This window comes from Streptomyces sp. NPDC002054 (assembly GCF_040296685.1).
Lineage (GTDB): Bacteria > Actinomycetota > Actinomycetes > Streptomycetales > Streptomycetaceae > Streptomyces.
On sequence record NZ_JBEOXT010000019.1, the window covers coordinates 81,003 to 100,770 of the forward strand.

Annotated in this window: 21 protein-coding genes and 4 pseudogenes; 18 read left to right on the forward strand and 7 right to left on the reverse strand. The window is 69.8% G+C overall.

Translation table 11 applies throughout. The features are described from left to right. The first annotated feature begins 24 nt into the window (after positions 1-24). Together ABT123_RS19665 and ABT123_RS19670 are read left to right on the forward strand one after the other, a co-directional pair. Positions 25-453 carry a pyridoxamine 5'-phosphate oxidase family protein gene (locus tag ABT123_RS19665; protein ID WP_351315974.1) on the forward strand — a complete coding sequence of 143 codons (429 nt, stop codon included), beginning with the start codon at positions 25-27 and terminating at the stop codon, positions 451-453. A gap of 162 nt (positions 454-615) precedes the next feature. Beyond that, positions 616-958: pseudogene (locus ABT123_RS19670) on the forward strand (LysR substrate-binding domain-containing protein); the annotation flags it as partial. Here the strand turns inward: ABT123_RS19670 and ABT123_RS36755 are convergent. After that, positions 936-1,280 (reverse strand): BTAD domain-containing putative transcriptional regulator, encoded by a 345-nt coding sequence (locus ABT123_RS36755; protein WP_502970999.1) that lies wholly within the window; start codon positions 1,278-1,280, stop codon positions 936-938. The pseudogene ABT123_RS19670 and the gene ABT123_RS36755 sit on opposite strands and share 23 nt — an antisense overlap. A 56-nt stretch (positions 1,281-1,336) precedes the next feature. Beyond that, complete coding sequence (locus tag ABT123_RS19680; protein ID WP_351315980.1) at positions 1,337-1,921, reverse strand: TetR/AcrR family transcriptional regulator; 585 nt, start codon at positions 1,919-1,921, stop codon at positions 1,337-1,339. Positions 1,922-2,020: 99 nt separating this feature from the next. On the opposite strand from ABT123_RS19680, the gene ABT123_RS19685 reads away from it, so the two are divergent. Together ABT123_RS19685 and ABT123_RS19690 are read left to right on the forward strand one after the other, a co-directional pair. After that, positions 2,021-2,416, forward strand: a complete 396-nt coding sequence (locus ABT123_RS19685) for a nuclear transport factor 2 family protein (protein WP_351315983.1) — start codon at positions 2,021-2,023, stop codon at positions 2,414-2,416. Positions 2,417-2,514: 98 nt separating this feature from the next. Further along, positions 2,515-3,555 (forward strand): zinc-dependent alcohol dehydrogenase family protein, encoded by a 1,041-nt coding sequence (locus tag ABT123_RS19690; protein ID WP_351315986.1) that lies wholly within the window; start codon positions 2,515-2,517, stop codon positions 3,553-3,555. Positions 3,556-3,619: 64 nt separating this feature from the next. On the opposite strand, the gene ABT123_RS19695 is transcribed toward ABT123_RS19690, so the two are convergent. Continuing rightward, positions 3,620-4,054, reverse strand: coding sequence for an ester cyclase (locus ABT123_RS19695; protein ID WP_351315988.1), 435 nt, complete (start codon positions 4,052-4,054; stop codon positions 3,620-3,622). 326 nt (positions 4,055-4,380) lie between these two features. Between ABT123_RS19695 and ABT123_RS19700 the strand changes: the two genes are divergently transcribed. The 3 genes and pseudogenes from ABT123_RS19700 to ABT123_RS19710 all read left to right on the forward strand — a co-directional run. Continuing rightward, complete coding sequence (locus tag ABT123_RS19700; protein WP_351315991.1) at positions 4,381-5,328, forward strand: RNA polymerase sigma factor; 948 nt, start codon at positions 4,381-4,383, stop codon at positions 5,326-5,328. A gap of 336 nt (positions 5,329-5,664) precedes the next feature. Further along, positions 5,665-6,615, forward strand: a complete 951-nt coding sequence (locus tag ABT123_RS19705) for an alpha/beta fold hydrolase (RefSeq protein WP_351315994.1) — start codon at positions 5,665-5,667, stop codon at positions 6,613-6,615. A gap of 125 nt (positions 6,616-6,740) precedes the next feature. Next, a pseudogene (locus ABT123_RS19710) lies at positions 6,741-6,905 on the forward strand (helix-turn-helix domain-containing protein); the annotation flags it as partial. Between the two features lie 39 nt (positions 6,906-6,944). Here the strand turns inward: ABT123_RS19710 and ABT123_RS19715 are convergent. After that, positions 6,945-7,952 carry a hypothetical protein gene (locus ABT123_RS19715; protein WP_351315997.1) on the reverse strand — a complete coding sequence of 336 codons (1,008 nt, stop codon included), beginning with the start codon at positions 7,950-7,952 and terminating at the stop codon, positions 6,945-6,947. 352 nt (positions 7,953-8,304) lie between these two features. Here ABT123_RS19715 and ABT123_RS19720 point away from each other — a divergent pair, with 352 nt between their 5' ends. From ABT123_RS19720 to ABT123_RS19745, 6 genes and pseudogenes are all read left to right on the forward strand, one after another. After that, on the forward strand, positions 8,305-9,003 hold the full coding sequence (locus ABT123_RS19720; protein WP_351316000.1) for an alpha/beta fold hydrolase: 699 nt from the start codon (positions 8,305-8,307) through the stop codon (positions 9,001-9,003). Positions 9,004-9,269: 266 nt separating this feature from the next. Continuing rightward, positions 9,270-9,962: pseudogene (locus ABT123_RS19725) on the forward strand (alpha/beta hydrolase); the annotation flags it as partial. 133 nt (positions 9,963-10,095) lie between these two features. Further along, entirely contained in the window at positions 10,096-11,364 is a 1,269-nt protein-coding gene (locus ABT123_RS19730; RefSeq protein ID WP_351316003.1) for a flavin-dependent oxidoreductase, read from the forward strand. 32 nt (positions 11,365-11,396) lie between these two features. Further along, positions 11,397-12,020, forward strand: a complete 624-nt coding sequence (locus tag ABT123_RS19735; protein WP_351316006.1) for a TetR/AcrR family transcriptional regulator — start codon at positions 11,397-11,399, stop codon at positions 12,018-12,020. Positions 12,021-12,155: 135 nt separating this feature from the next. Further along, positions 12,156-12,623, forward strand: a complete 468-nt coding sequence (locus ABT123_RS19740) for an ester cyclase (protein ID WP_351316008.1) — start codon at positions 12,156-12,158, stop codon at positions 12,621-12,623. A 54-nt stretch (positions 12,624-12,677) separates the two neighbouring features. Then, positions 12,678-13,253 (forward strand): NADPH-dependent FMN reductase, encoded by a 576-nt coding sequence (locus ABT123_RS19745; protein ID WP_351316011.1) that lies wholly within the window; start codon positions 12,678-12,680, stop codon positions 13,251-13,253. A 146-nt stretch (positions 13,254-13,399) separates the two neighbouring features. Here ABT123_RS19745 and ABT123_RS19750 read toward each other — a convergent pair whose 3' ends face one another. Beyond that, complete coding sequence (locus ABT123_RS19750; protein WP_351316013.1) at positions 13,400-14,032, reverse strand: HD domain-containing protein; 633 nt, start codon at positions 14,030-14,032, stop codon at positions 13,400-13,402. Between the two features lie 131 nt (positions 14,033-14,163). Then, positions 14,164-14,435 (reverse strand): annotated as a pseudogene (locus tag ABT123_RS19755) (IS701 family transposase); the annotation flags it as partial. Between the two features lie 168 nt (positions 14,436-14,603). Here ABT123_RS19755 and ABT123_RS19760 point away from each other — a divergent pair. Beyond that, complete coding sequence (locus tag ABT123_RS19760) at positions 14,604-15,080, forward strand: flavodoxin family protein (RefSeq protein WP_351316016.1); 477 nt, start codon at positions 14,604-14,606, stop codon at positions 15,078-15,080. 115 nt (positions 15,081-15,195) lie between these two features. Here ABT123_RS19760 and ABT123_RS19765 read toward each other — a convergent pair whose 3' ends face one another. After that, on the reverse strand, positions 15,196-16,155 hold the full coding sequence (locus ABT123_RS19765) for a GlxA family transcriptional regulator (RefSeq protein ID WP_351316019.1): 960 nt from the start codon (positions 16,153-16,155) through the stop codon (positions 15,196-15,198). A gap of 212 nt (positions 16,156-16,367) precedes the next feature. Here ABT123_RS19765 and ABT123_RS19770 point away from each other — a divergent pair, with 212 nt between their 5' ends. From ABT123_RS19770 to ABT123_RS19785, 4 genes are all read left to right on the forward strand, one after another. After that, positions 16,368-16,760, forward strand: a complete 393-nt coding sequence (locus ABT123_RS19770) for a GlcG/HbpS family heme-binding protein (protein ID WP_351316022.1) — start codon at positions 16,368-16,370, stop codon at positions 16,758-16,760. Positions 16,761-16,769: 9 nt separating this feature from the next. Then, positions 16,770-17,564, forward strand: coding sequence for an SDR family oxidoreductase (locus tag ABT123_RS19775; protein WP_351316024.1), 795 nt, complete (start codon positions 16,770-16,772; stop codon positions 17,562-17,564). Positions 17,565-17,719: 155 nt separating this feature from the next. Further along, entirely contained in the window at positions 17,720-18,766 is a 1,047-nt protein-coding gene (locus tag ABT123_RS19780) for a nuclear transport factor 2 family protein (protein WP_351316027.1), read from the forward strand. Positions 18,767-18,949: 183 nt separating this feature from the next. Further along, complete coding sequence (locus ABT123_RS19785; RefSeq protein WP_351316029.1) at positions 18,950-19,669, forward strand: alpha/beta hydrolase; 720 nt, start codon at positions 18,950-18,952, stop codon at positions 19,667-19,669. Positions 19,670-19,768 lie beyond the last annotated feature (99 nt).

Here is a 19,768-nt window from a genome sequence, read left to right on the forward strand (position 1 = left end):
CCCCCAGCTATCGGAAGGACCGTGATGAGCACCGATGCCAGTTCGCTGACCGCCCAGGACCTGGAGCTTCTCCGACGCCCCCTGTACGGGTTCCTGTCCGTGGCCGGGGGGCCACTCCCGCCGCAGCCTCGGCCGGTGTGGTTCGAGGTCACCGCCGAGGACACGATCCAGCTGTTCACGGGTCCGGACACGCCAAAGGTGCGGCGCCTACGCCGCGACCCCCGCGCCTCCATCGTCGTCGCCGCCCCAGTGGGTGAACGCGAGCACTGGGTGTCGATCTCCGGCCGCACCACGGTGGAGCCCGACGGAGCACACGACCTGGCCGCCCGCCTGGCCGCTCGCTACTGGAACCTCGACGGTCCAGCCCGTACCAACGACCTCGCCGGGATCCTGGCCGCAGACTGGGTTCGTCTCGTCATCCACCCGGAGACCGTCAGCCGCTACATGTACTGACCGCCGCGACAACCCATTCGAGTGCGCCGCCGTCCCGTCGGCAACTACGGGCCATCGTTCGGGCGGCGATGGCGTTCGACGGACGGCGCGGTGAGCTGGCGCATCCCCCGTGAGAGCTACCCGGATCGCCCGGCAGTCGCCGTGCTGCTGCTCGGCTTCGCGTTGCAGGAAGCGGCGGTCGTGCAGCGGCTGCGGAGGAACGGTGGCCTCGGTGCCGCACTGCTGCACCGCTCCCCCACGGGCGTCACCCTTACCCCGCCGGCGCGGCACTCCTGGACGAAGCGCGCAACCTCCTCGCCCAGGCCGACCTGGTACGCCTGCGCGTAGCCGCGGCGCAACGCGGCTGGCCGCCACGTACCGCCGACAGCACCCCGGCATCGAGGTCCGCATCCGCGAAGCCGACCTGACCGACCCGACCTGCGGACTGCGCACCCGACTCGTCGACGTCGCCCTGACCCGCGCACCCTTCGATGACACTGGCACTACGCGCGCTCGCGCAGTGGATGTTCCCTTACGGCCGCGGCCGGTTCGGGCAGCAGCACACGATGCCGCCCCAGGTCCCGGCGTACGCGCGTCCAGGCCTCCCGGACGTGGAGGCGGACCTCTCCCCAGCGGGCCGTCTCGTCCTCCACACCTGCTCCCCTGTGACCCCGGCCAACGCGGCCCCCGCCACAACGCGAGCGCCTCGGCGTAGCAGCGCGCGGCGTCGGCGGGGCGCTGTTCGCGGGCCGCGGCCTTGCGCAGGGCCGCGATGACGATGGCGATCTGGTGTGCGCGGGGTGGCCGGCGGCCGATCGTTCCGCACGGCGTCCTGCCGGCAAGATCACTTCACAGTCGGCTCCCCCGTTCCGTCCTCACGGCGCCAGACATGAGGCGTCCGCCGTCACGGCGGTGTGGGGAGCCCGGTGTCGACGATGTGCTCGGCGAGTTCGCGAGCCGCGGCGGCGGCCGGCCGGCTCTCGGGACGGGCCGCGCCCGTGGCGAGCAGGCCGTCGACAAGGATGAGCAGTTGGTCGGCGGCGAAGCCGGGGCGCGCGTGCCCGAGGGCGGCGAACTCGTCCGTGAACAGCCCGTGGAGGGTGCGCCGGTAGGCCCGCGTGACCTCGTGGCCGGGATGCTCCCGGTCTGTGAGCGCGAGGTCGGCGGCGAGGTAGCGGCAGCCATGGAAGTCCGGGCCCGCGGCGATGCGGCCGAGCCGGTCGACGACCGCGAGGAGCCGGGTCCGCGGGTCGCCGCCCGCGGCATCCATGGTGGCGCGGTACTCCGCCACGTCCTCGGCGGTGCTGCGGCGCAGTACCTCGGCGATCAGGCCGTCCTTGCCGCCGAAGTGCTCGTACAGGGAACGGCGTGCGACGCCGGCCGCCTTGAGCAGGGCGTCCACGCCGACGCCGACACCGTGCGTGTAGGTCAGCTCCTGGGCGGCGAGCAGCAGGCGCTCGCGGGGGCTCGGCTTGGCGGAAGCGGTCATGGCGTGATTGTGCCAGCACTTGACGCGGTAGATCAATCGGTCTATCTATATCTCCAGCGGTCGATAGAACGACCGGTCTATCTCGTTCGAGGAGGCGTCATGTCCGTGCGCAGCACCGCCGAAGTCATCGACCGTTTCAACCGCGCGTTCACCGACCGTGAGGCAGCCCTCCTGGCCGACCTGGTCGCCGAGGACTGCGTCATGGAGAGCGTCCAGCCTGCGCCGCGCGGGGAGCGGGTCGTCGGGGGCAAAGCCTGTACGGAATGGTGGACGGCCCTCGTCGAGGACCTCACCTCGCAGTTCACCCCGCAGGAGGTGATCGTGGCGGGAGAGCGCGCGACGATCGTGTGGACCTACCGCTTCGGGGACGGCCCCGACCAGTGGGTGCAGGGCGTCAACGTCATGCGCGTGACGGACGGCCGGATCGTGGAGGCCCTCGGCTTCAGCAAGACGGCCGGCGAGGTCCCGCTGGCCACCGAGTCCGACGACGCGTGAAGCGGCACTGAACCGCCAGAGCCGACCCCGCTCCGGCTCACCCGCACCTCCCCTGACCCGCGTACCACCCACGTCGTCATGAGAAGGGCATTCCCCAGATGCTGAGTTACCACTTGTCGCACACGGGTGCCGGGCTGTCCGGCCTTGCCGTCCGCGAGCACGATACGCCCGTACCCGGTCCCGGCCAGGCCCTGGTGGCGGTGCGAGCGACGTCCCTGAGCTTCCGCGAACTCATGGTGCTCGACGGGACCTACGTACTGCCGGTCAAGCCCGACGTCGTCCCCGTCTCGGACGGGGCCGGCGAGGTCGTCGCGGTCGGCCCGGGCGCCGACACCGTACGCGTCGGTGACCGCGTGGCCGCCACGCTCTTCCCTTCCTGGCAGGACGGCCCGTTCGCTGTCGAGCACCTCGCGCAGCGCGGCGGCTCGCTGGACGGCCTGCTCACCGAGTTCGCGCTGCTCGACACGGACTCGCTGGTGGCCGTCCCGGCGCACTTGTCGTACGAGGAAGCGGCGACCCTGCCGTGCGTGGCGGTCACGGCGTGGAACGCGCTCACCGGCGACGGAGCGGGCCTCGGGCCCGGCGACACCGTCGTCGTGCAGGGCTCCGGCGGGGTGTCCCTCTTCGCGCTCCAGTTCGCCAAGGCCCTCGGCGCGCGCGCGATCGCCACGACCAGCGGTCCCGCCAAGGCCGCGCGGCTGCGGGACCTCGGCGCCGACGAGGTCGTCGACTACTCGGCCACGCCCGACTGGGCCACCGAGGTCCGCACCTTCACCGGTGGCCGGGGCGCCGACCGCATCATCGACGTCGCGGGAATGCTCCACGAGTCGGTCCACGCCATCGCCCTGGCGGGCACGATCGCGTGCGTCGGTTTCGTCGGCAATGCCGCCGCGCCCCTCGACACCGGTGCCCTGTTCGCCTCCGGTGCCACCGTCCGGACCGTCGTCGTCGGCAGCCGCGCTCAGTTCACCGCGATGAACGCCTTCATAGGGACGCACGGACTCCGGCCCGTGATCGACCGTGTCTTCCCCTTCGACGCGGCCGTGGACGCCTACCGTCACTACGCGACCGGCGGCCCCTTCGGCAAGGTCGTCGTCAGCCACTCCCACGCCTCCCCGCGGGCCCGTATCCGGGGATGACCAACAGTCGAAGACTCGGGGGCCGGGCGTGGCCGCGGGGGCGAGCCCCTGGTCGCCGGCGACGTCAGGATCGTGACCTGGCCCGGCTGGGCGAGATCTGCTGCATGAGGCTGATCAAGTCGGGAGCCACCCATTCCTCGGCGATCTTGTCGCCCTCTATGCGGTACATCTCGATGCTCCGGAAGCTGACCGACCGGCCTGTCGCCGGCAGTCCCTGGAAGGTGCCCTGGTGCGTTCCGCGGAAGTGGACCCGCACCGCCACCTTGTCGTGGACGCCGAACATCTCCTCGACTGTGATCTTCAGATCGGGGAAGGCCTCCAGCATGGTCTGCGCCCCCAGCCTCCAGATCTCCCGACCGTGCAGCGGTTCGGGTGCCCCGGGCACGTTGGCGATGAAGTCCTCCGTCAGTACCTCGACGCACGCGTCGAGATCACCACTCGCCATCATCCCGTACGCCGTGTGCAGCAGGGCCAGGTTCTTCTCGACCTCGGTACCCATATCGGTGTCCTCTCCAGCTCCCGCGGCATCAGCCAGCCCAGGCCATTGACCGCTCCGGTCCGTCTGGCACCCAGTAGAGACGTTGCCGTCGCGTCAAGGTCAAGAAGGCCCCGGACGCCACCTCCGGCCGGACCTGGCGCGGCCCTGCGAGCCAAGTTCGATGGCCCTCTACCGAGCCGGCTGCCCGAATATCGGGGCGAAGCTCGAAGCTCGGATACGGAGTGACGGACGGTCCATTCTGGCCGTATCGTCGGCGATGAGAAGCGGGCTTCAACTCCCCTTCCGCGTAACGTTTGTGGCAGGCCCACCACGGGAGGTGTTAGGTCATGGCGCCTTTCGGGCCGCCCTCCTCGGATCCCTCGGACGAGGAGCTCACGCGCAGGGCGCAGGCCGGTGAGACCGGGGCGCTCGGGCTGCTGATCGCCAGGCATCAGGCGTCGATGCGTGCGGTGGCTCTGAGCCTGCTCGGCTACGGGCCCGACGTGGACGACGCGGTACAGGACGCCTCGCTGACCGCGCTGCGGCGCATCGGCGACGTCCGGGACGGCGAGGCCGTCGGTGCCTGGCTGCGGGCGATCGTCCGCAACGCCTGCCGCATGCGCCTGCGTGCCGGCCACGAGGTGCCTGGCCTGGACGGCCTCGACCAGCTGCGGTTGGGCGACGACGAAGGGTCGCAGCCTGAACGGCACATCGATCGGCACGCGATGCGCGACTGGATCTGGGAGGCGGTGGAGGGCCTGCCGCAGCACCTGCGACTGGTGCTGATGCTGCGCCACTTCAGTGGCATCACCTCCTACCAGGCGATCGCGGATGCCTGCGAGGTGCCGGTCGGCACGGTGCGCAGCAGGCTCAGTCACGCCCGGGCGCACATGGCGCGGGCCCTGACTGAGACCGCCTCGCAGGCGCACGGTGATGCGGCGGCGGTGACGGAGGCGAGCCGGGACGAGGCCGTGGCGACCCTGCGGGCCTGGGACGCCGGAGGCCTGCCCCGGGAGATCTCCGAGCTGTGGCCGGCGGAGTCGGAGATGGTCGGCCGACTGGGCCGGGCGGGCGAGCGGGTGCACCCCGTCCCGGTCATGCGCCATTACCTGGAGGACGGGGTGCGTCAGCACGTACGCCATGTGGTGGCGGGCCGGGACATCGCCATCTGGGAGATGGACGTCACCCACGACGGTGCCCGGCACGTCTGCCCGCCGAACCTCGCCTGGCTCATGTTCCGCCGGAACGGGCGCGTCGAAAGGCTCCGGGTGGTCTTCCCCCGGCCGGCGCAGTAGCAGGCCCCGCGGGGCTGTGGCACCCCCGGCCTGCCAGCCGCCTTGCCAGGGGCTGGTGCCCGGCGGCCTGTTCCTCCTGAGCCACCCGGCCTTCACGGGCACACCCACCTCTCGCTCCTGCTGTCCGGCGGCGACCGACAGCCCGCATCGGACCGGCCCGGGCTCGTCGTACGCACCGACACCTCCATCACCCGCCCGCCGCCCGGGCGGACGCACTCGCCGCATCCACCCCACACCTGATGATGTGACCCAGATCACATCAGCGGGTGTGAACTTCCGGCGCTCCGCTGCATCTTGTGGGTGTCATCCACCTGCCTGTCACGATCGGAAGTACTGATGGTCCCTCCTCTCACCAACCCGCTGGCCGAAGGCGTCCACAGCCTGGAGGTGGACGGGCTCGCCCTGCGCTACCACGTCCACGGAACGGGACCCGTCTGCGTGGTGCACCCCGGCGGACCCGGCATCGCATGGGAGTACCTGCGTGCCCCGGAGCTGGAGCGGAGCCTGACGGTGGTCTACCTGGAGCCGACCGGCACGGGCGGCTCGGACCGGCTCGCCACCCACCCCCACGGCTACACCAGGGACCTCTACAGCCGTCATCTGACCGCCCTGATCGACCACCTCGCCGTCGGCCGCGTTCACCTGCTGGGCCACTCACACGGCGGGTTCGTCGCCCAGTACCACGCGATGCACCGCCCCGATCAGCTCGCCGGCGTGGTCCTGTACGAGAGCGCTCCGGGCAACGGACCCGAGTTCGGCGAGGAAATGATCCGCAAGGCCGGGGAGTTCGCCGCCCGGCAAGCCGGCCGCCCGGACGTCCAGTCGGTCATGGACGCGTTCGCCGCGATACCCGCCATCTCCGACGACGAGGCCATGGTCGCCGCTGCCAAGGGGGTGCTGCCCGCCTACGTCGCGGACTACTGGGCGGACACACCGCGTTGGAGCCGCCTCCAAGAGGCTCTGCAGGCGACCTACATCTCGGGGCTCGGCGGGAACGGCGCCCCAGACCTGTTCGACGACCGCGATGCGCTCCGCGCCCTGACGGTGCCCGCGCTGGTCGTGGTCGGCCGCCACGACGTGGTGTGCGGAGTGCGGTGGGCTCAGGAACTGCACGAACTCCTGCCCGCCTCCCGGTTGCTGCTCCTGGAACACAGCGGTCATTTCGGCCATCTGGAGGAACCGGAGAACTTCGCCCAAGAGATCGCCTCCTTCGTGGCCGCCGGCAGCAACGCAGCGACGATCCCGTCCTGGATCGACAACAAGATCTCCTCCTACCGGCCCTGCTGACCGAGCGCAGTCCACGCGACACAGGTCTCGGGTCGCGCCCCGGTGGGTGCGGCCCGGGTTCGGTGCCTCCCCCCTGCAACGGAGAGGAAGTGTGTTCCATCCCTGGACATCTCTGTTTCGGAGAGGTGCTGCGCGGTCATCGGCACGCGGCACGCATGACGTTGGAACAGCTGGCCGAACTGTCCGGGGTGAGCGCCCGGGCTCTCTCGGACATGGAGCGCGGGCGCAGCAGGGGACCCCAGCACCGGACCGTGTCCGCTCTGGCGGATGCCCTCGCCCTGACGGGGGCTCCTCGCGAGCAGTTCACCGAACTCGCGCGTGACGGCCGGTTACGCAGCCGCTGGACAGACCGAGGCGGCCTGTGCGAGTTGCCCCGGTCGGTCTCGGATTTCACCGGCCGCGCGGCCGAACTGGTCTGGACGAGCGAGCTCGTATACGAGGAGAGTGCACCGGGCGTCGGCGTGGTCGGTGTGGTCGCCGGTCCCGCAGGAGTGGGCAAGACCACGTTCGCGGTCCGGGCCGCTCACGCCCTTCGGCCGAGCCATCCCGACGGGTTGCTCTTCCTCGACCTGCTCGGCATGTCCCGTCATCCGCTGCCCGTCGGCGACGCGCTGCGGCTGCTCCTCGGCGCCCTCGGTGTCCCGGAGCAGTGGATCCCGGGCGACGTCCCGGGGCGCGCCGCCCTGTACCGGTCGGTGCTGCGCGACAAGCGTGTGCTCGTCGTCCTCGACAACGCCGCTACGGAGGAGCAGGTGCGCCCGCTCCTTCCGGGGGGAGGCGCGGGCAGGGTGTTGATCACCAGCCGGCGGCTGCTCTCCGGGCTGGAGGGCGTCCGAAGGCTCATCCTGGGACCACTGGCGTTGCAGGAGTCGGTACAACTTCTGACCCGGATCCTGGGCAAACACATGGCACTCGGCGGGGATCGGGCGCATACCCGGCTGGCCGAACTGTGCGGCGGTCTGCCGCTGGCCCTGCGGATCATCGGGAACAGGCTGGCCGGCCGGCCCGGATGGGACGCCGCCGATCTCGCGGCACGGCTGGAGCGCGAGGACCGCAGGCTGGATCAGTTCCAGGCCGGCGATCTCAAGATCGCCGCTGCCTTCGCCATGTCGTACGAGCAGCTCAGCGACGCCTCCCGGCGGATGTTCCGCCGACTCGCCGCCGTACCCGCACCGGACTTCGACGCCACCCTGGCAGCCCTCGCCGCCGGGGTACCCGTAGAGGATGCCTGGGCCGCCCTCGACGGGCTCGTCGACCTCGGCCTGCTCCACGACACGGCAACGGGCCGATACCGCTTCCACGACCTGGTCCGCCTGTTCGCCCGCGAGCGGCTCCACGAGGAGGAGGCCGCGGCCGAGCGCGAGGCTCTGACCAGGAGGGTCACGTCGTGGCTGCTACGGAGATCCCCACAGCCCGGTCGGCGCTCCGGAGACCGGCACGGCCGGCCGGCCTTCCGTCCCGGCGTCCCGGTCGACGCCCGCCGCCCGGACCCGCAGAGTCCAGCGCCCTTGGCCGGCAGGCGGCACGGACCAGCTCCCACCGCCCACGGCCGACACGGCCGACACGGCCCGAAAAGGCAACGCGACTACTTCTGCATGCGGTTCCGCATGGTCCGCTGCCCTGCCAGGGACTTGACTCCCGTGCACCGGGACAGGCGGCATGGCCTGTCCCTCCAGCTCAGGAGCAACCATGGCACCCATCAGGAACATCGTGCTCGTGCACGGCGGCTTCGTGGACGGATCGGGCTGGCAGGGGGTCTACGACCACCTGACCGCCGACGGCTACCGCGTGTCCGTCGTACAGAACCCCACCCTCTCGCTGGCCGGCGACGTCGCAGCCACCCGCCAGATCCTCGACGGACTCGACGGCCCGGCCGTGCTGGTCGGCCACTCCTACGGCGGCGTCGTCATCACCGAAGCCGGCACCCACCCGAAGGTCACGGCACTCGCCTACATCGCCGCGTTCGCGCCGGACGAGGGCGAGTCCGTCAGCTCCCTGATCGCCGACCCGCCGCCCGGGGCACCGGTACCGCCGATCCTGCCGCCCCAGAACGGCTTCCTGTTCCTCGACCGGGACCGCTTCGCGGCCTCCTTCGCCGCCGACGTGCCCGAGAACGTGGCGGCGTTCATGGCCGACTCCCAGGTCCCCTGGGGCGTCGACGCACTCGAAGGCGCGGTCTCCGAACCGGCCTGGCGGATCAAGCCGTCCTGGTACCTGGTCGCCACGGACGACCGCATGATCCCGCCGCCCGCCCAGCGCGCCATGTCCGAGCGCGCGAAGGCCGTCGTCACCGAAACCCCCGGCAGCCACGCCGTCTACGTCTCCCGCCCCGCCGTCGTGGCGGCCGTCATCACCCAGGCCGCCCAGGCGGTCAACGGCCAGGCCTGACGGCGCCAAGGCTCCGCCACTCCGCCACACCACGCACCACACTCTCTCTCGCCCGGCACGCCGCCGGGCGAGAGGCGATCGCGCCCCGTCCCCTGAGAGGGAGTCACGCCATGGGTCCTGACCCCACGCGCCGCCGCGTGCTCGCCACCGGCGCCGCCGTCGCCGGAACGGCAGCGCTGCTGGGACCGCTGAGCTCCACCGCCTACGCAGCGGAGCACAGCGCTGCCGAAGCCGCGGCCAGAACCAAGCCGACCGTCGTCCTCGTACACGGCGGATTCGCCGACAGCTCCGGCTGGAACGACGTCATCCAGCGCCTCCAGCGTGCCGGTTACCCCACCATCGCCCCCGCCAATCCGCTCCGCGGCCTGACCACCGACGTCCCTTACACCGCCAGCGTCCTGCGCTCGATCGAGGGCCCAATCGTCCTGGTCGGCCACTCCTACGGCGGCGCGGTCATCACCAACGCCGCGGCGGGGATCCCCAACGTAAAGGCCCTGGTCTACATCGCCGCGTTCGTCCCCGACGAGGGCGAGCAGCTCGGCGTACTGATCAACAAGTATCCCGGCAGCATCATCCAGGCCGCGACCCGGGCCGTGCCCTACGCCAACCCCGACGGCACCACCGGCACCGACCTGTACCTCCGGGCCGACGGCTTCCGCGCAGCGTTCGCCGCCGATGTGCCGCCCGCCACCACCCGCCTCATGCAGGCCACCCAACGGCCCTTCAGCGCCTCCGCCTTCACCGACATCACCACCGCCGCGGCCTGGCGCACCATCCCCTCCTGGGGCCTGGTGGCCGGCGAGGACAAGGCCATCCCACCTGCCCTGGAACGCTTCTTCTACCGGCGCGCGGGCGCCCGCGGCATCATCGAGGTCCCGGGCGCCTCCCACGTTCCCATGATCAGCCACGCGGGCGTCACGACCCGCCTCATCCAAACCGCCGCCGAGGCCACCGTCTGACCCGGCCCCCTCCCCTCCGCTCCGGTCCGCAAGAGTGCGGACCGGAGCCCCGGTCACGACGGAACACCAGCGATCACCGCCGCATCCCACCCCGGGCCGTGCGGCCCGACCACGAAAGGCAGGAACGAAGCCGATGAGGATCAGCATCGTGGGCGGCGGCATCGCCGGACTGACCTGTGCATTGAGCCTGCACGCTGCCGGCTTCCGGCCCCGGGTGAGTGAAGCGGCGCGGGCCATCGAGGCCGTTGGTGTAGGGATCAACCTGCTGCCCCACGCCGTACGGGAACTCACCGAACTCGGCCTGGCGGACGAACTGGCCGCGATCGCACTGCCCCCGCACCGGCTCAGCTACCACGACCGGGCGGGCACTCCGGTGTGGGAGGAACCCCTCGGAATCTCCGCCGGCTACCGCTGGCCGCAGTACTCGGTGCACCGCGGCCGGCTGCACCTCGTGCTGCTGGCGGCCGTGCGCGAGCGCCTGGGCCCGGACTCCCTCCACACCGGCCGGCTCTTCCAGCGCTTCGAACAGACGGAGGCCGGCGTCCGGGCGCATTTCGTCGACCGCGCGACCGGTACGCCGATCACGGAGGACGCCGACGTACTGATCGGCTCCGACGGCATCGACTCCGCGGTGCGCGCCCAGCTCTACCCGGACGAGGGCCCCTCCCACTGGAACGGCGTCCACATGTGGCGCGGCGTCGCGAGGCACCCGCACGTCCTCGACGGCCGCACCATCGTGGTGGCGGGCGGCACACCCGGAGCGAAATTCGTCGCCTACCCCATCGCGGACCCGGCGGCCGAGGGCGGTGACGCCTTGCTGAACTGGGTACTGGAGGTACGACACGGGCGGCCGACCGGACCGTCGGCCCGCTCGAACCGCCTCATCACGCCGACGGAAGCCCGCTCCGGCCTGGCGGACTGGAACCTGCCGTGGATCGACCTGAACCGGCTCGCCAAGCACTCCTCGGCGGTGTTCGAGTACCCGATGCTCGACCGCGACCCACTGCCCCGCTGGAGCTTCGGACGCGTCACCCTGCTCGGTGACGCCGCCCACCCCATGTTCCCCATGGGCATGAACGGCGGATCCCAGTCCATAGTCGACGCCCGCGTCCTGGCCTGGTGCCTGAGCCGCGAACACGACCCGGCGACCGCGCTCCTCCGCTACGACAGCATCCGCCGCCCGACCGTCAACGCGATCGTCATCGCCAACCGGGACTCCGGGCCGGAAGAGGTCATCACACGAGCGGAGGAGCATGGCGGGGCCCTACCCTCCGGCTTGGCGGAATCGATCACTGACCGCTACAAGCATCTGTCCCGGGCCACGGTGGCGCAGGTCAATACCCACCCATCGTGGACGGCTTCGGCGGATGCCAACGGCCTGGCAGGCCGGCCGACCGCTTGACAATGAAGTCAAACAGTCGCTTGAGTTCTACTGTGAGGCCAGAGAAGACGGACCTGCGCCGTGAGGCCGGTCAGCGAACGCGGGACGATCTGCTGGCGGCTGCCCTTGAGCTGCTCGCACAGCGGGGACAGGAGGGGGTGACCCTCCGGGAGATCACCCAGAACGCCGGAGCCAACGTCGCCGCGGTCAGTTACCACTTCGGCTCGTTGAAGGCACTGTGCGAGGTGACGATCGAGCACGCGCTGGAGCGATACCTGGACGCGCAGATCCGGGAGCTCGACGCTCTGGACGGCACCGCGACGCTGAGCGAGCTGGCCGAGGCGTTCGCGCGACCGATGATGAGCGCGCTCGCGGCCGGGGGGCGGGATCTAGCCGTGATACGGACCGTGGCGCGGGTCGGGATCGACCCTCCCGAAGGGTGGGAAAGGCTCGCCGAGAAGTTCGAGCAGGCCCGACGGAAGGCGGTGCGGGTCCTGGCAGCAAACCTTCCCGAAGCAGACGAGCGCGAACTCGTCTTCCGGGTCCGCTGCGCGGCCGGGATGCTGAACTGGCTCGCGCTGGCACCCATCGGGGCCGAGCTGGCCGCGGAGCCCGCCGACCGGGTCGAGCGAATGCTCGTCCCCGTGGTGGCCGGCTCCTTCCGAGGAGCCCGATAGGCGCCTGCCGTGGGCGAATACGCCGTCCCGACCCCGTGCAGGAGTAAATTCAATCGCTTGCTTGACAAGCCGACCGAGTCCTGCCCACAATTTCAATCAAAGGTTTGAATGGATTCTCTCGCACGGGAGGGCGCCATGAGCACCGACGCGGAAACCGTGGTCCGGGCGGCGTACCGAGCAGCCGAGGGCAGCGTCCTGGACATACAGGGCTTCGTGGATCTGTTCGCCGAGGACGGCGTCTTCAACAACATCGTCGCCGGCGAAACCTACCGCGGTGAGCACCTGGGCGACCTGGTCGCCTTCATGAGGGCGCTCGCCCCCGACATACACCGCGAACTGCACCGCTTCCACGTCATGGGTGACGTCGTCGCCGTCGAGCTGACGATCCGGGGCACCTTCACCGGCCCCTTCGAGACGCCCGCCGGCACCATCCAGCCCACCGGCGCCACGCTCGACATCCCCACGGCCGACTTCTGGTACGTCGAGAACGGCAAGATCAAGGAGTTCAACTGCTACGTCGGCCTCAGCGTCATGCTCGCCCAGCTCGGCGTGCAGCCCGACTTCACCACCGCCGTCACGGCGTCGGCCGCCGCCCCGAGCTGACCGAACCGCTCCGGGCAGCGCACTCGCAAGGAACCACGAAGAGGCAGGCCCATCATGCCCACCATCGGCATCATCCTCGGCAGCACCCGGCCCAACCGCGTCGGAGACCAGGTGGCCCGCTGGGTCCACGACCACGCTTCACGCCGCACCGACGCTGCCTTCGAACTGCTCGACCTGCGCGACCACCCCCTCCCCCACCTCGACGAACCGATGCCGCCCTCCCTCGGCCAGTACCAACACGAGCACACAAGGCGCTGGGCCGCGACCATCACCGCCTACGACGGGTTCGTCATCGTCACCCCGGAGTACAACCACGGCATCCCCGGCGTCCTGAAGAACGCCTTGGACCACCTCTACGCAGAATGGAACAACAAGGCCCTCGGCCTGGTCTCCTACGGCGCCGCGGGCGGCGTACGGTCCGCCGAGCAACTGCGCCTGGTCGCCGCCGAACTCCAGATGGCCGACGTACGGCAACAGGTCACGCTCTCCCTGCACACCGACTTCGAGAACTTCAGCGTCTTCAAGCCCGGCGACCATCACCTGCATTCGCTGGACGCCATGCTCGACCAGGTCATCGCCTGGACCACGGCTCTCGCCCCGCTACGGATGACTCCGGCCGCCGCGACCTGACCAGTCGGCCGCGAAAGCGGGTGAGCCTCCGCCACCGATCCGGCTCACACGAACGGACTCACCATGACCAGATCACCCGCCGATCTGATACGAGTCAACCTCCTCAACGAACCCGACCCGACGCCGGGCCCTAGCCGGCCAAGTGTTTACTCTCCCCAAGGAGATGAGGCGGCCTCCAACTCCATCCTTGTCACACCGTCGACCTGACGCTCGCGCAGCAGTTCGCCGCCAATGGAGTATCGAGGCGCCGCGGCGTCTGACCGAGCAGCTCGTTCCACGATGGCGTCGACCAACGAACGCACCATGTCGAGACGGGGGTAGGCGGCGTGGATCTCCTCCTGCCATGCAGAGGCCAGCTCCGCATTGCGCCCAAAGTCCATCCCCACACCTTCGCGAGTGAGGTAACTCAGCAGCCCTCGGCGCTCAGCAATGCCAGGAGAGGTATGCAGAGCGATGGCCTCCCACACGCGGTCGATGTCCGCTGCGGGGGTGCCATGTCCCTGCAGCAGAGCTGCCGCCAGGTCGGCACCCTCCACCTCGAATCGGGCTTCACCCTTCGCGAGATTGCCGGTACCCAGATCGTGCAGGACAGTTGCGGCGAACAGCAGGTCACGGTCGTATGCGGCATCTTCCAGACAGCCCTCGCGCTCAGCCAGGAGCTGCGCGAAATAGAAACTCCGCACGCTGTGGTTGAAGACGGAAGTGGTTTCGGAGTCACGCACCGCGGAGACGATGGCCTCGGCCAACGGGCCAGTCGGAAGCTCAAGCGAGAAGTCCATATGTGCAGGCTAGGCGTCGCGATTCCAACCACGGCAGGTGCATGCGTGACACGTGCCGCAAGATTCGTGCCATTCATTCGGCGGACGAGCACTCCAGGCGTAGATCGTGATCTTCACGTCTGTGGCTCGGCGGAACGACAACGGTAGTAGGCGAGTTCGCCGGTAGTGCGGTTGCGGCGGATGAGCAGTTGACGGTGGCCTGGCGCCGTTTCGGCCAGATCGATGACGGCCCAGTCATAGAAACGGTTGTCCCTTCGGCTGAGCAGGCCACCGCGAGGACATAGCCGATCCTGCGGCCCTCCAGCACCGCTCGCAGTGTCGGGTTGCCTCCGTAGACCTCGTCAGCGGTCACCCAGCCGACGTGATGTCCGGCGTCCAGGAGCCGTTCGATCATCGCGGACGCACCCGTTCCCGTACCGCCCCCGACCAGCAACATCACCATCTGTAGCTCGACTGCGAAGCGGCCGGGGGCTTGTCGCTGCCCCCATATGGTATGGCCACCATCACACTCAAGTGGTGTCACATCTGACGCTGCTGCGCTGTCCTCACTACGGAAGCAAGAGAAGGGATCATGAGGATGAATGCCGTCATCGTGTGCGCCTCCGTATCGCACGGCAATACGCGTCGTGTCGCCGACAGCATGGCCCAGGTACTGGGCGCGAAGGTCGTCTCCCCCGAGCAGGCCGACCTGGCGGAGCTGGCCGGGGCCGACCTCGTGGGATTCGGCTCGGGCGTCTTCTACGGCAGGCTCCACCCTCGCCTGACCGACTTCGTCAAGGCACTTCCCACCGGCCGGGGCCGGGCGTTCGTGTTCGCCACCAGCGGGCTCCCCGAGATCCCGCTGATGTCTTTCACCCGCCCTCTGGTCCAGTTCCTCGAAGGCAAGGGCTTCGAGGTGGACGGGAGCTTCTCGTGCCGGGCGTTCGACACCTGGACGCCCTTCAAGCTCATCGGCGGTATCAACAAGCAGCGGCCGAACGCCGGGGACCTGGCTGCCGCGCGGGCGTTCGCCGGGCGGCTGCGGGACGGGCGAGGGCCGGTGTCCTGACACGTGCCACTCCGGGAGGCCTCTACCGCATCCCCGACCAGCAAGATGACTGATCTCGAACTCTCCGTGAAGGCAGGCGTGTGGACGGTGGTTGACAACAACGATCGGCCGGCAATCAAGCCTTGCTCGGCGGGGCCGAGTGGAACGTCTCGCGGTACGCGCGGGGCGGTACGCCGACGTGGGCTTTGAACAGGGTCCGGAAGTTGGCCGGCGTGCCCAGGCCGCAGCGCCGTGCGACCGCTTCCACCGTCAGGTCGCTCGATTCCAGGAGTTCCCGTGCGAGGCCGAGCCGTGCGTCGAGCAGCCAGCGCATGGGCGGTCGGCCGGTGTCGGCGTGAAAGCGGCGGATGAGGGTGCGACGCGACATCCCGGCGTGGCGCGCCAACTGGTCGACGGTGAGCGGCTGGTGCAGGTTGTGCAGGGCCCATTCGTACACCGGCGCCGGTCCGTCATCCGGGTCGGGGGGCACCGGCAGGTCTGTGAACTGGGCCTGACCTCCCGTACGGTGCGGCGCGGCGACCAGCAGACGTGCTCGCTGGTTCGCCAGTCGGGTGCCGTGGTCGCGGCGGATGAGGTGCAGGCACAGGTCGAGGCCGGCGGTGACGCCGCCGGAGGTCAGCATCTGGCCTTCGTCGATGTACAGAGCCTCCGACTGCACCGTCACCTGTGGGTACTGCTTCGCCAGTGTTGCTGCGTACTGCCAGTGCGTGGTGGCCCGTCGGCCGTCGAGCAGGCCGGCGGCGGCAAGGGCAAACGCGCCCGTGCAGATGGACACCATGCGGCTGCCCCGAGCTGCCGCCTCCGCCAGCGCGGAGCTGACCGCGGCGGAGGGTGCGTCGGGCTCCAAGTACCCCGGGACTATCACGGTGTCTGCGGCAGCCAGGGCGTCCAACCCATCGGCGACCGACAGCGCGGGGCCGCCGTGCATCGCGACGAGCCCGGGCTGTTCCGCGCACACCGACACCGTGTAGGGCCCATCCGGCCAGCTCCCGAAGACCTGCAACGGGATCCCGATGTCGAGTGCGAGGACGTTCTCGAGAGCCACCACCACCACGCGGTGCTTTCCGCCTGACATCCCACCTCCCATGCCGATGGCACGATTCTATCGCTGCATGGCATCCATGCCACTGACTCCTTCGCCCAGATCGCGCCTACGGTCGCCTCATGACCGATAGAGACCCCGCCTGCCGCTTCCAGGCACCGTGACGGTGCACAGCAGACGGCAGCTGCGTGCGAACCCACCAGGCGCAGCACGACCTGGCACCGCTACCGACAGGGGCAAACGCCATGAGCATCACACTGGATACGGCCCAAGCCATGATCGAGAAGGCCCGCGCCCAGGCGGTGGCGATGGGCGTCGCGATGAACATCGCGGTCGTCGACGGCGGCGGACACCTGGTCGCGTTCGCCCGCATGGACGGGTCGATCCTCGGCTCGATTGAGATCGCGCTGACCAAAGCGAAGACCTCGGTCCTGTTCAACGGCCCGAGCGAAAACCTGTGGGAGTTCTGCAAGCCCGGTGGCCCGGCTCCCGCGACCGAGTACACCAACGGTGGCCTGATCCCCTACGCGGGCGGCCTCCCCGTCCACGACGACAGCGGCGCTCTGATCGGGGCCATCGGAGTCTCGGGCGGCATGCCCGTCCAGGACGGCGAGGTCGCCCGCATCGCGCTCGGATAAGGAAGCACGATGAAGAAGATCCTGATCACCGGCGCCGGCACCGGCCTGGGACGCGGCACCGTCATCGGCCTGGCCCGGGCCGGGCACCAGGTCATCGCCACCACGGAGATCTGGTCGCAGGTGACCGAACTGCGCAAGCACATCGGGGAACTCGGCCTGCAGGACCGCGTCACGGTCGACAAGCTGGACGTCCTGGACGCCCGCGACATCGCGGCTGTCTCCGGCTGGGACTTCGACACCTTCGTCAGCAATGCCGCGATCGGTGACTGCGGGCCGCTGGCGGAGATTCCCGTCGAGCTGGTCAGGCGTACGTTCGAGACGAACGTCTTCGCGAACCTGGAACTCACCCAGCGGGTGATCCGCACCTGGGTGGACGCCGGCGCCGCGGGCCGCGTCGTCATCGTCAGCTCGATGGGAGGCATGCTCACCGCGTTCGGCCTGGGGCCCTACTGCGCGACCAAGCACGCCCTCGAGGCGATCGCAGCGACCCTACGCGACGAGCTCGCGCCGACCGGCATCACCGTTCAGACCATCAACCCCGGGGCGTACCTGACCGGGTTCAACGACCGCATCGCGGACACGGCCTTCCGCTGGCTGGACGACTCGGTCAACTTCAACCGGACCGAGGATGTGCGGGCCCGATTCGCGGAAATTCTGGCCGACCAGTTCGAGCCCCAAGACATGATCGACAAGATGGTCGAGATCGTCGGCGCCGAGCAGGGAAAGTACCGGAACGTCTGGCCCCCGGCGACCGAGGAGCTCATCAAGGAGGTCCAGGAAGCAGCCTGGACCCGCAAGGTGTGATCCGGCGCCATCACCGGGCGTAGGCGCTGCCGATCGGCAAGCCATCGATCGACATGGTGAACAAGTGGCCGCGCAGCTCTGTCGATTCGCCTTATCCACCACCCGACTGCACGCACTCCGCTTCAGTCGCACAGTCCGAACGAAAGAGCCACACCATGACCACTGACACACCCCTGCCCGTCTTCGAGCAGCTCCACCTCCCCGACACGGGCCTCGCCCGGGACGCCTACACCTACGTTGCGGGGGCAACGCCGGACTTCGTCTTCCATCACAGCGTGCGCAGCTACGTCTTCGCCCGAGCCCACGCCCAGAACCAGGGTTTGACCGCCGGTACCGACTACGACGACGAACTGCTGTTCCTCAGCTGCGTCCTGCACGACATCGGGGTGAGCGAGGAGGGCAACGGCGACCAGCGGTTCGAAGTCGACGGCGCCGACACCGCAGCAGCCTTCCTCCGAGAACGCGGCGTCGAGGAACGGCGCATCGCCATCGCCTGGGACGCCATCGCCCTGCACACCTCGGACGGCATCGCCGGGCGGAAGGGCACCGAGGTGGCGCTGGCGCAGGCCGGCATCGGCACCGACATCCTCGGAATCCGGCGCGAGGACCTCCCGCCCGGCCTCGCCGACGAGGTGCACGCCCTGCTCCCCCGCATGGACCTGGCCTACGCGCTCAGCGACGCAATCGTCACCCAGGCCAAGGCCAAGCCCCACAAGGCGTCCCCGCTGACCTTCCCGGGCGCTCTGCTCCGCCACCATCTGCCCTACGGCGCCCATCCCGACTGGTACGACCTGCTCGCCGCGGCAAGCTGGGGCGACAAGCCCGTCGGCGCCGCGGCCCGGCGCCGCGCCGAGACGCCCGAGCAGGTGGGGTCCCTGTTCGTGGAGTACCTGGAGGCGGGTGACATCGAGGGCCTGGTGTCGCTGTACGAGCCGAACGCCCACTTCGTCCCCACCCCTGGAACCCACCTGGTAGGCACCGCGTCCATCCGCAAGGGCCTGCAACAGCTGATCGACACGGGCGCCCGCCTCAAGCTCGACCTGCGCGACATCCGACAGGTGGACGACGTCGCCCTGGTATCGAATACCGCCACCCTCACCGGTGCCGGCCCCGAGCCGGTCATCTCCACCACCACGGAGATCCTCCGACGCCAGCCGGACGGCGGCTGGGCCCACGTGGTGGACGACCCCTTCTTCACCTAGAGCGGGCACCGCCGTCCGCCTGCTGGGGGTGCGGCCGAGGCTGGACGAACGTCCCCCTGGAACCGCCGCACGACTGCACCTCACCCGGTCGCATGTCGCCGAAAGACCCAGTACGTCACTGCCCTTGGTACAGCCTTGTGGACAGGGCCGCTCACGGCGCCCGAGAGCAAGGCGGAGGTAGGCATGAGCAATCCATTCGAGACGGCACCGGCGTCTCGCGGAAAGACCGAACGGGTGCACGCCACAACGACACATCTGATCGTGCTGCCAGGCGGCGGCTATGCCTCGCACGCCTCGCACGAGGCGGAGCCGATCGTCGAGTGGCTCTCCACGCTGGGCCTGTCGGCGAGCGTCTTCCGCTACCCGCTCCACGTACGCCATCCCGAACCGCTGGTCGCTCTGCAAGCCGAGATCCGCCGCAGACGCGAACAGGGGGCAGTCCGCATCGGGCTGATCGGCTTCTCGGCCGGCGGGCATCTCGCGGGCCTGGCCGCCCTCGCACCCGGCGGCGATCCACACGAGTCCGTCCAGTTCGCCCTCCTCGGCTACGCAATCACATCGATGGAGACCGAAACCTACCGACCCGCACGGCTGATCCTGCTCGGGGAGGACGCCTCACCGCACCTGCGCCGCCAGACAAGCCTCGACGCGCTGGTGACCGAGGCTTCTCCGCCCTTCTTCCTCTGGCACACCGCCGAAGACATCTACGTACCGCCGGAACACACCTACCGGCTCGCCTCGGCCCTGGCCGCACACGAGGTACCGCACACCGTGCACGTCTTCGCCCACGGCCCGCACAGTCTCGGTCTCGCCGAGGGCGCCGACGAAGCCGCCACCTGGACGAAGCTCGCGAGATCCTGGATCGCCGAACAGGTCCGCATGCCACACCCAGGTACGTCCTGACCAGATGTCCCGCGCGCACGCCGACCCCCACGACGAGGTGGTCGCCTGCGTGCGCGGCCCACGCGACCAGGGGGTGCGGCGACGGCGAGGGTGGTGTTG

What these genes read in the sequence shown, in the direction of transcription:
- ABT123_RS19690 (WP_351315986.1), top strand. Translation starts at nt 2,515, where the DNA reads ATGCTGAGTTACCACTTGTCGCACACGGGTGCCGGGCTGTCCGGCCTT.
- ABT123_RS19685 (WP_351315983.1), top strand. Translation starts at nt 2,021, where the DNA reads ATGTCCGTGCGCAGCACCGCCGAAGTCATCGACCGTTTCAACCGCGCG.
- ABT123_RS19730 (WP_351316003.1), top strand. Translation starts at nt 10,096, where the DNA reads ATGAGGATCAGCATCGTGGGCGGCGGCATCGCCGGACTGACCTGTGCA.
- ABT123_RS19750 (WP_351316013.1), bottom strand. Translation starts at nt 14,032, where the DNA reads ATGGACTTCTCGCTTGAGCTTCCGACTGGCCCGTTGGCCGAGGCCATC.
- ABT123_RS19780 (WP_351316027.1), top strand. Translation starts at nt 17,720, where the DNA reads ATGACCACTGACACACCCCTGCCCGTCTTCGAGCAGCTCCACCTCCCC.
- ABT123_RS19665 (WP_351315974.1), top strand. Translation starts at nt 25, where the DNA reads ATGAGCACCGATGCCAGTTCGCTGACCGCCCAGGACCTGGAGCTTCTC.
- ABT123_RS19740 (WP_351316008.1), top strand. Translation starts at nt 12,156, where the DNA reads ATGAGCACCGACGCGGAAACCGTGGTCCGGGCGGCGTACCGAGCAGCC.
- ABT123_RS19720 (WP_351316000.1), top strand. Translation starts at nt 8,305, where the DNA reads ATGGCACCCATCAGGAACATCGTGCTCGTGCACGGCGGCTTCGTGGAC.
- ABT123_RS19775 (WP_351316024.1), top strand. Translation starts at nt 16,770, where the DNA reads ATGAAGAAGATCCTGATCACCGGCGCCGGCACCGGCCTGGGACGCGGC.
- ABT123_RS19760 (WP_351316016.1), top strand. Translation starts at nt 14,604, where the DNA reads ATGAGGATGAATGCCGTCATCGTGTGCGCCTCCGTATCGCACGGCAAT.
- ABT123_RS19680 (WP_351315980.1), bottom strand. Translation starts at nt 1,921, where the DNA reads ATGACCGCTTCCGCCAAGCCGAGCCCCCGCGAGCGCCTGCTGCTCGCC.
- ABT123_RS19700 (WP_351315991.1), top strand. Translation starts at nt 4,381, where the DNA reads ATGGCGCCTTTCGGGCCGCCCTCCTCGGATCCCTCGGACGAGGAGCTC.
- ABT123_RS19765 (WP_351316019.1), bottom strand. Translation starts at nt 16,155, where the DNA reads ATGTCAGGCGGAAAGCACCGCGTGGTGGTGGTGGCTCTCGAGAACGTC.
- ABT123_RS19770 (WP_351316022.1), top strand. Translation starts at nt 16,368, where the DNA reads ATGAGCATCACACTGGATACGGCCCAAGCCATGATCGAGAAGGCCCGC.
- ABT123_RS19705 (WP_351315994.1), top strand. Translation starts at nt 5,665, where the DNA reads ATGGTCCCTCCTCTCACCAACCCGCTGGCCGAAGGCGTCCACAGCCTG.
- ABT123_RS19785 (WP_351316029.1), top strand. Translation starts at nt 18,950, where the DNA reads ATGAGCAATCCATTCGAGACGGCACCGGCGTCTCGCGGAAAGACCGAA.
- ABT123_RS19745 (WP_351316011.1), top strand. Translation starts at nt 12,678, where the DNA reads ATGCCCACCATCGGCATCATCCTCGGCAGCACCCGGCCCAACCGCGTC.
- ABT123_RS19695 (WP_351315988.1), bottom strand. Translation starts at nt 4,054, where the DNA reads ATGGGTACCGAGGTCGAGAAGAACCTGGCCCTGCTGCACACGGCGTAC.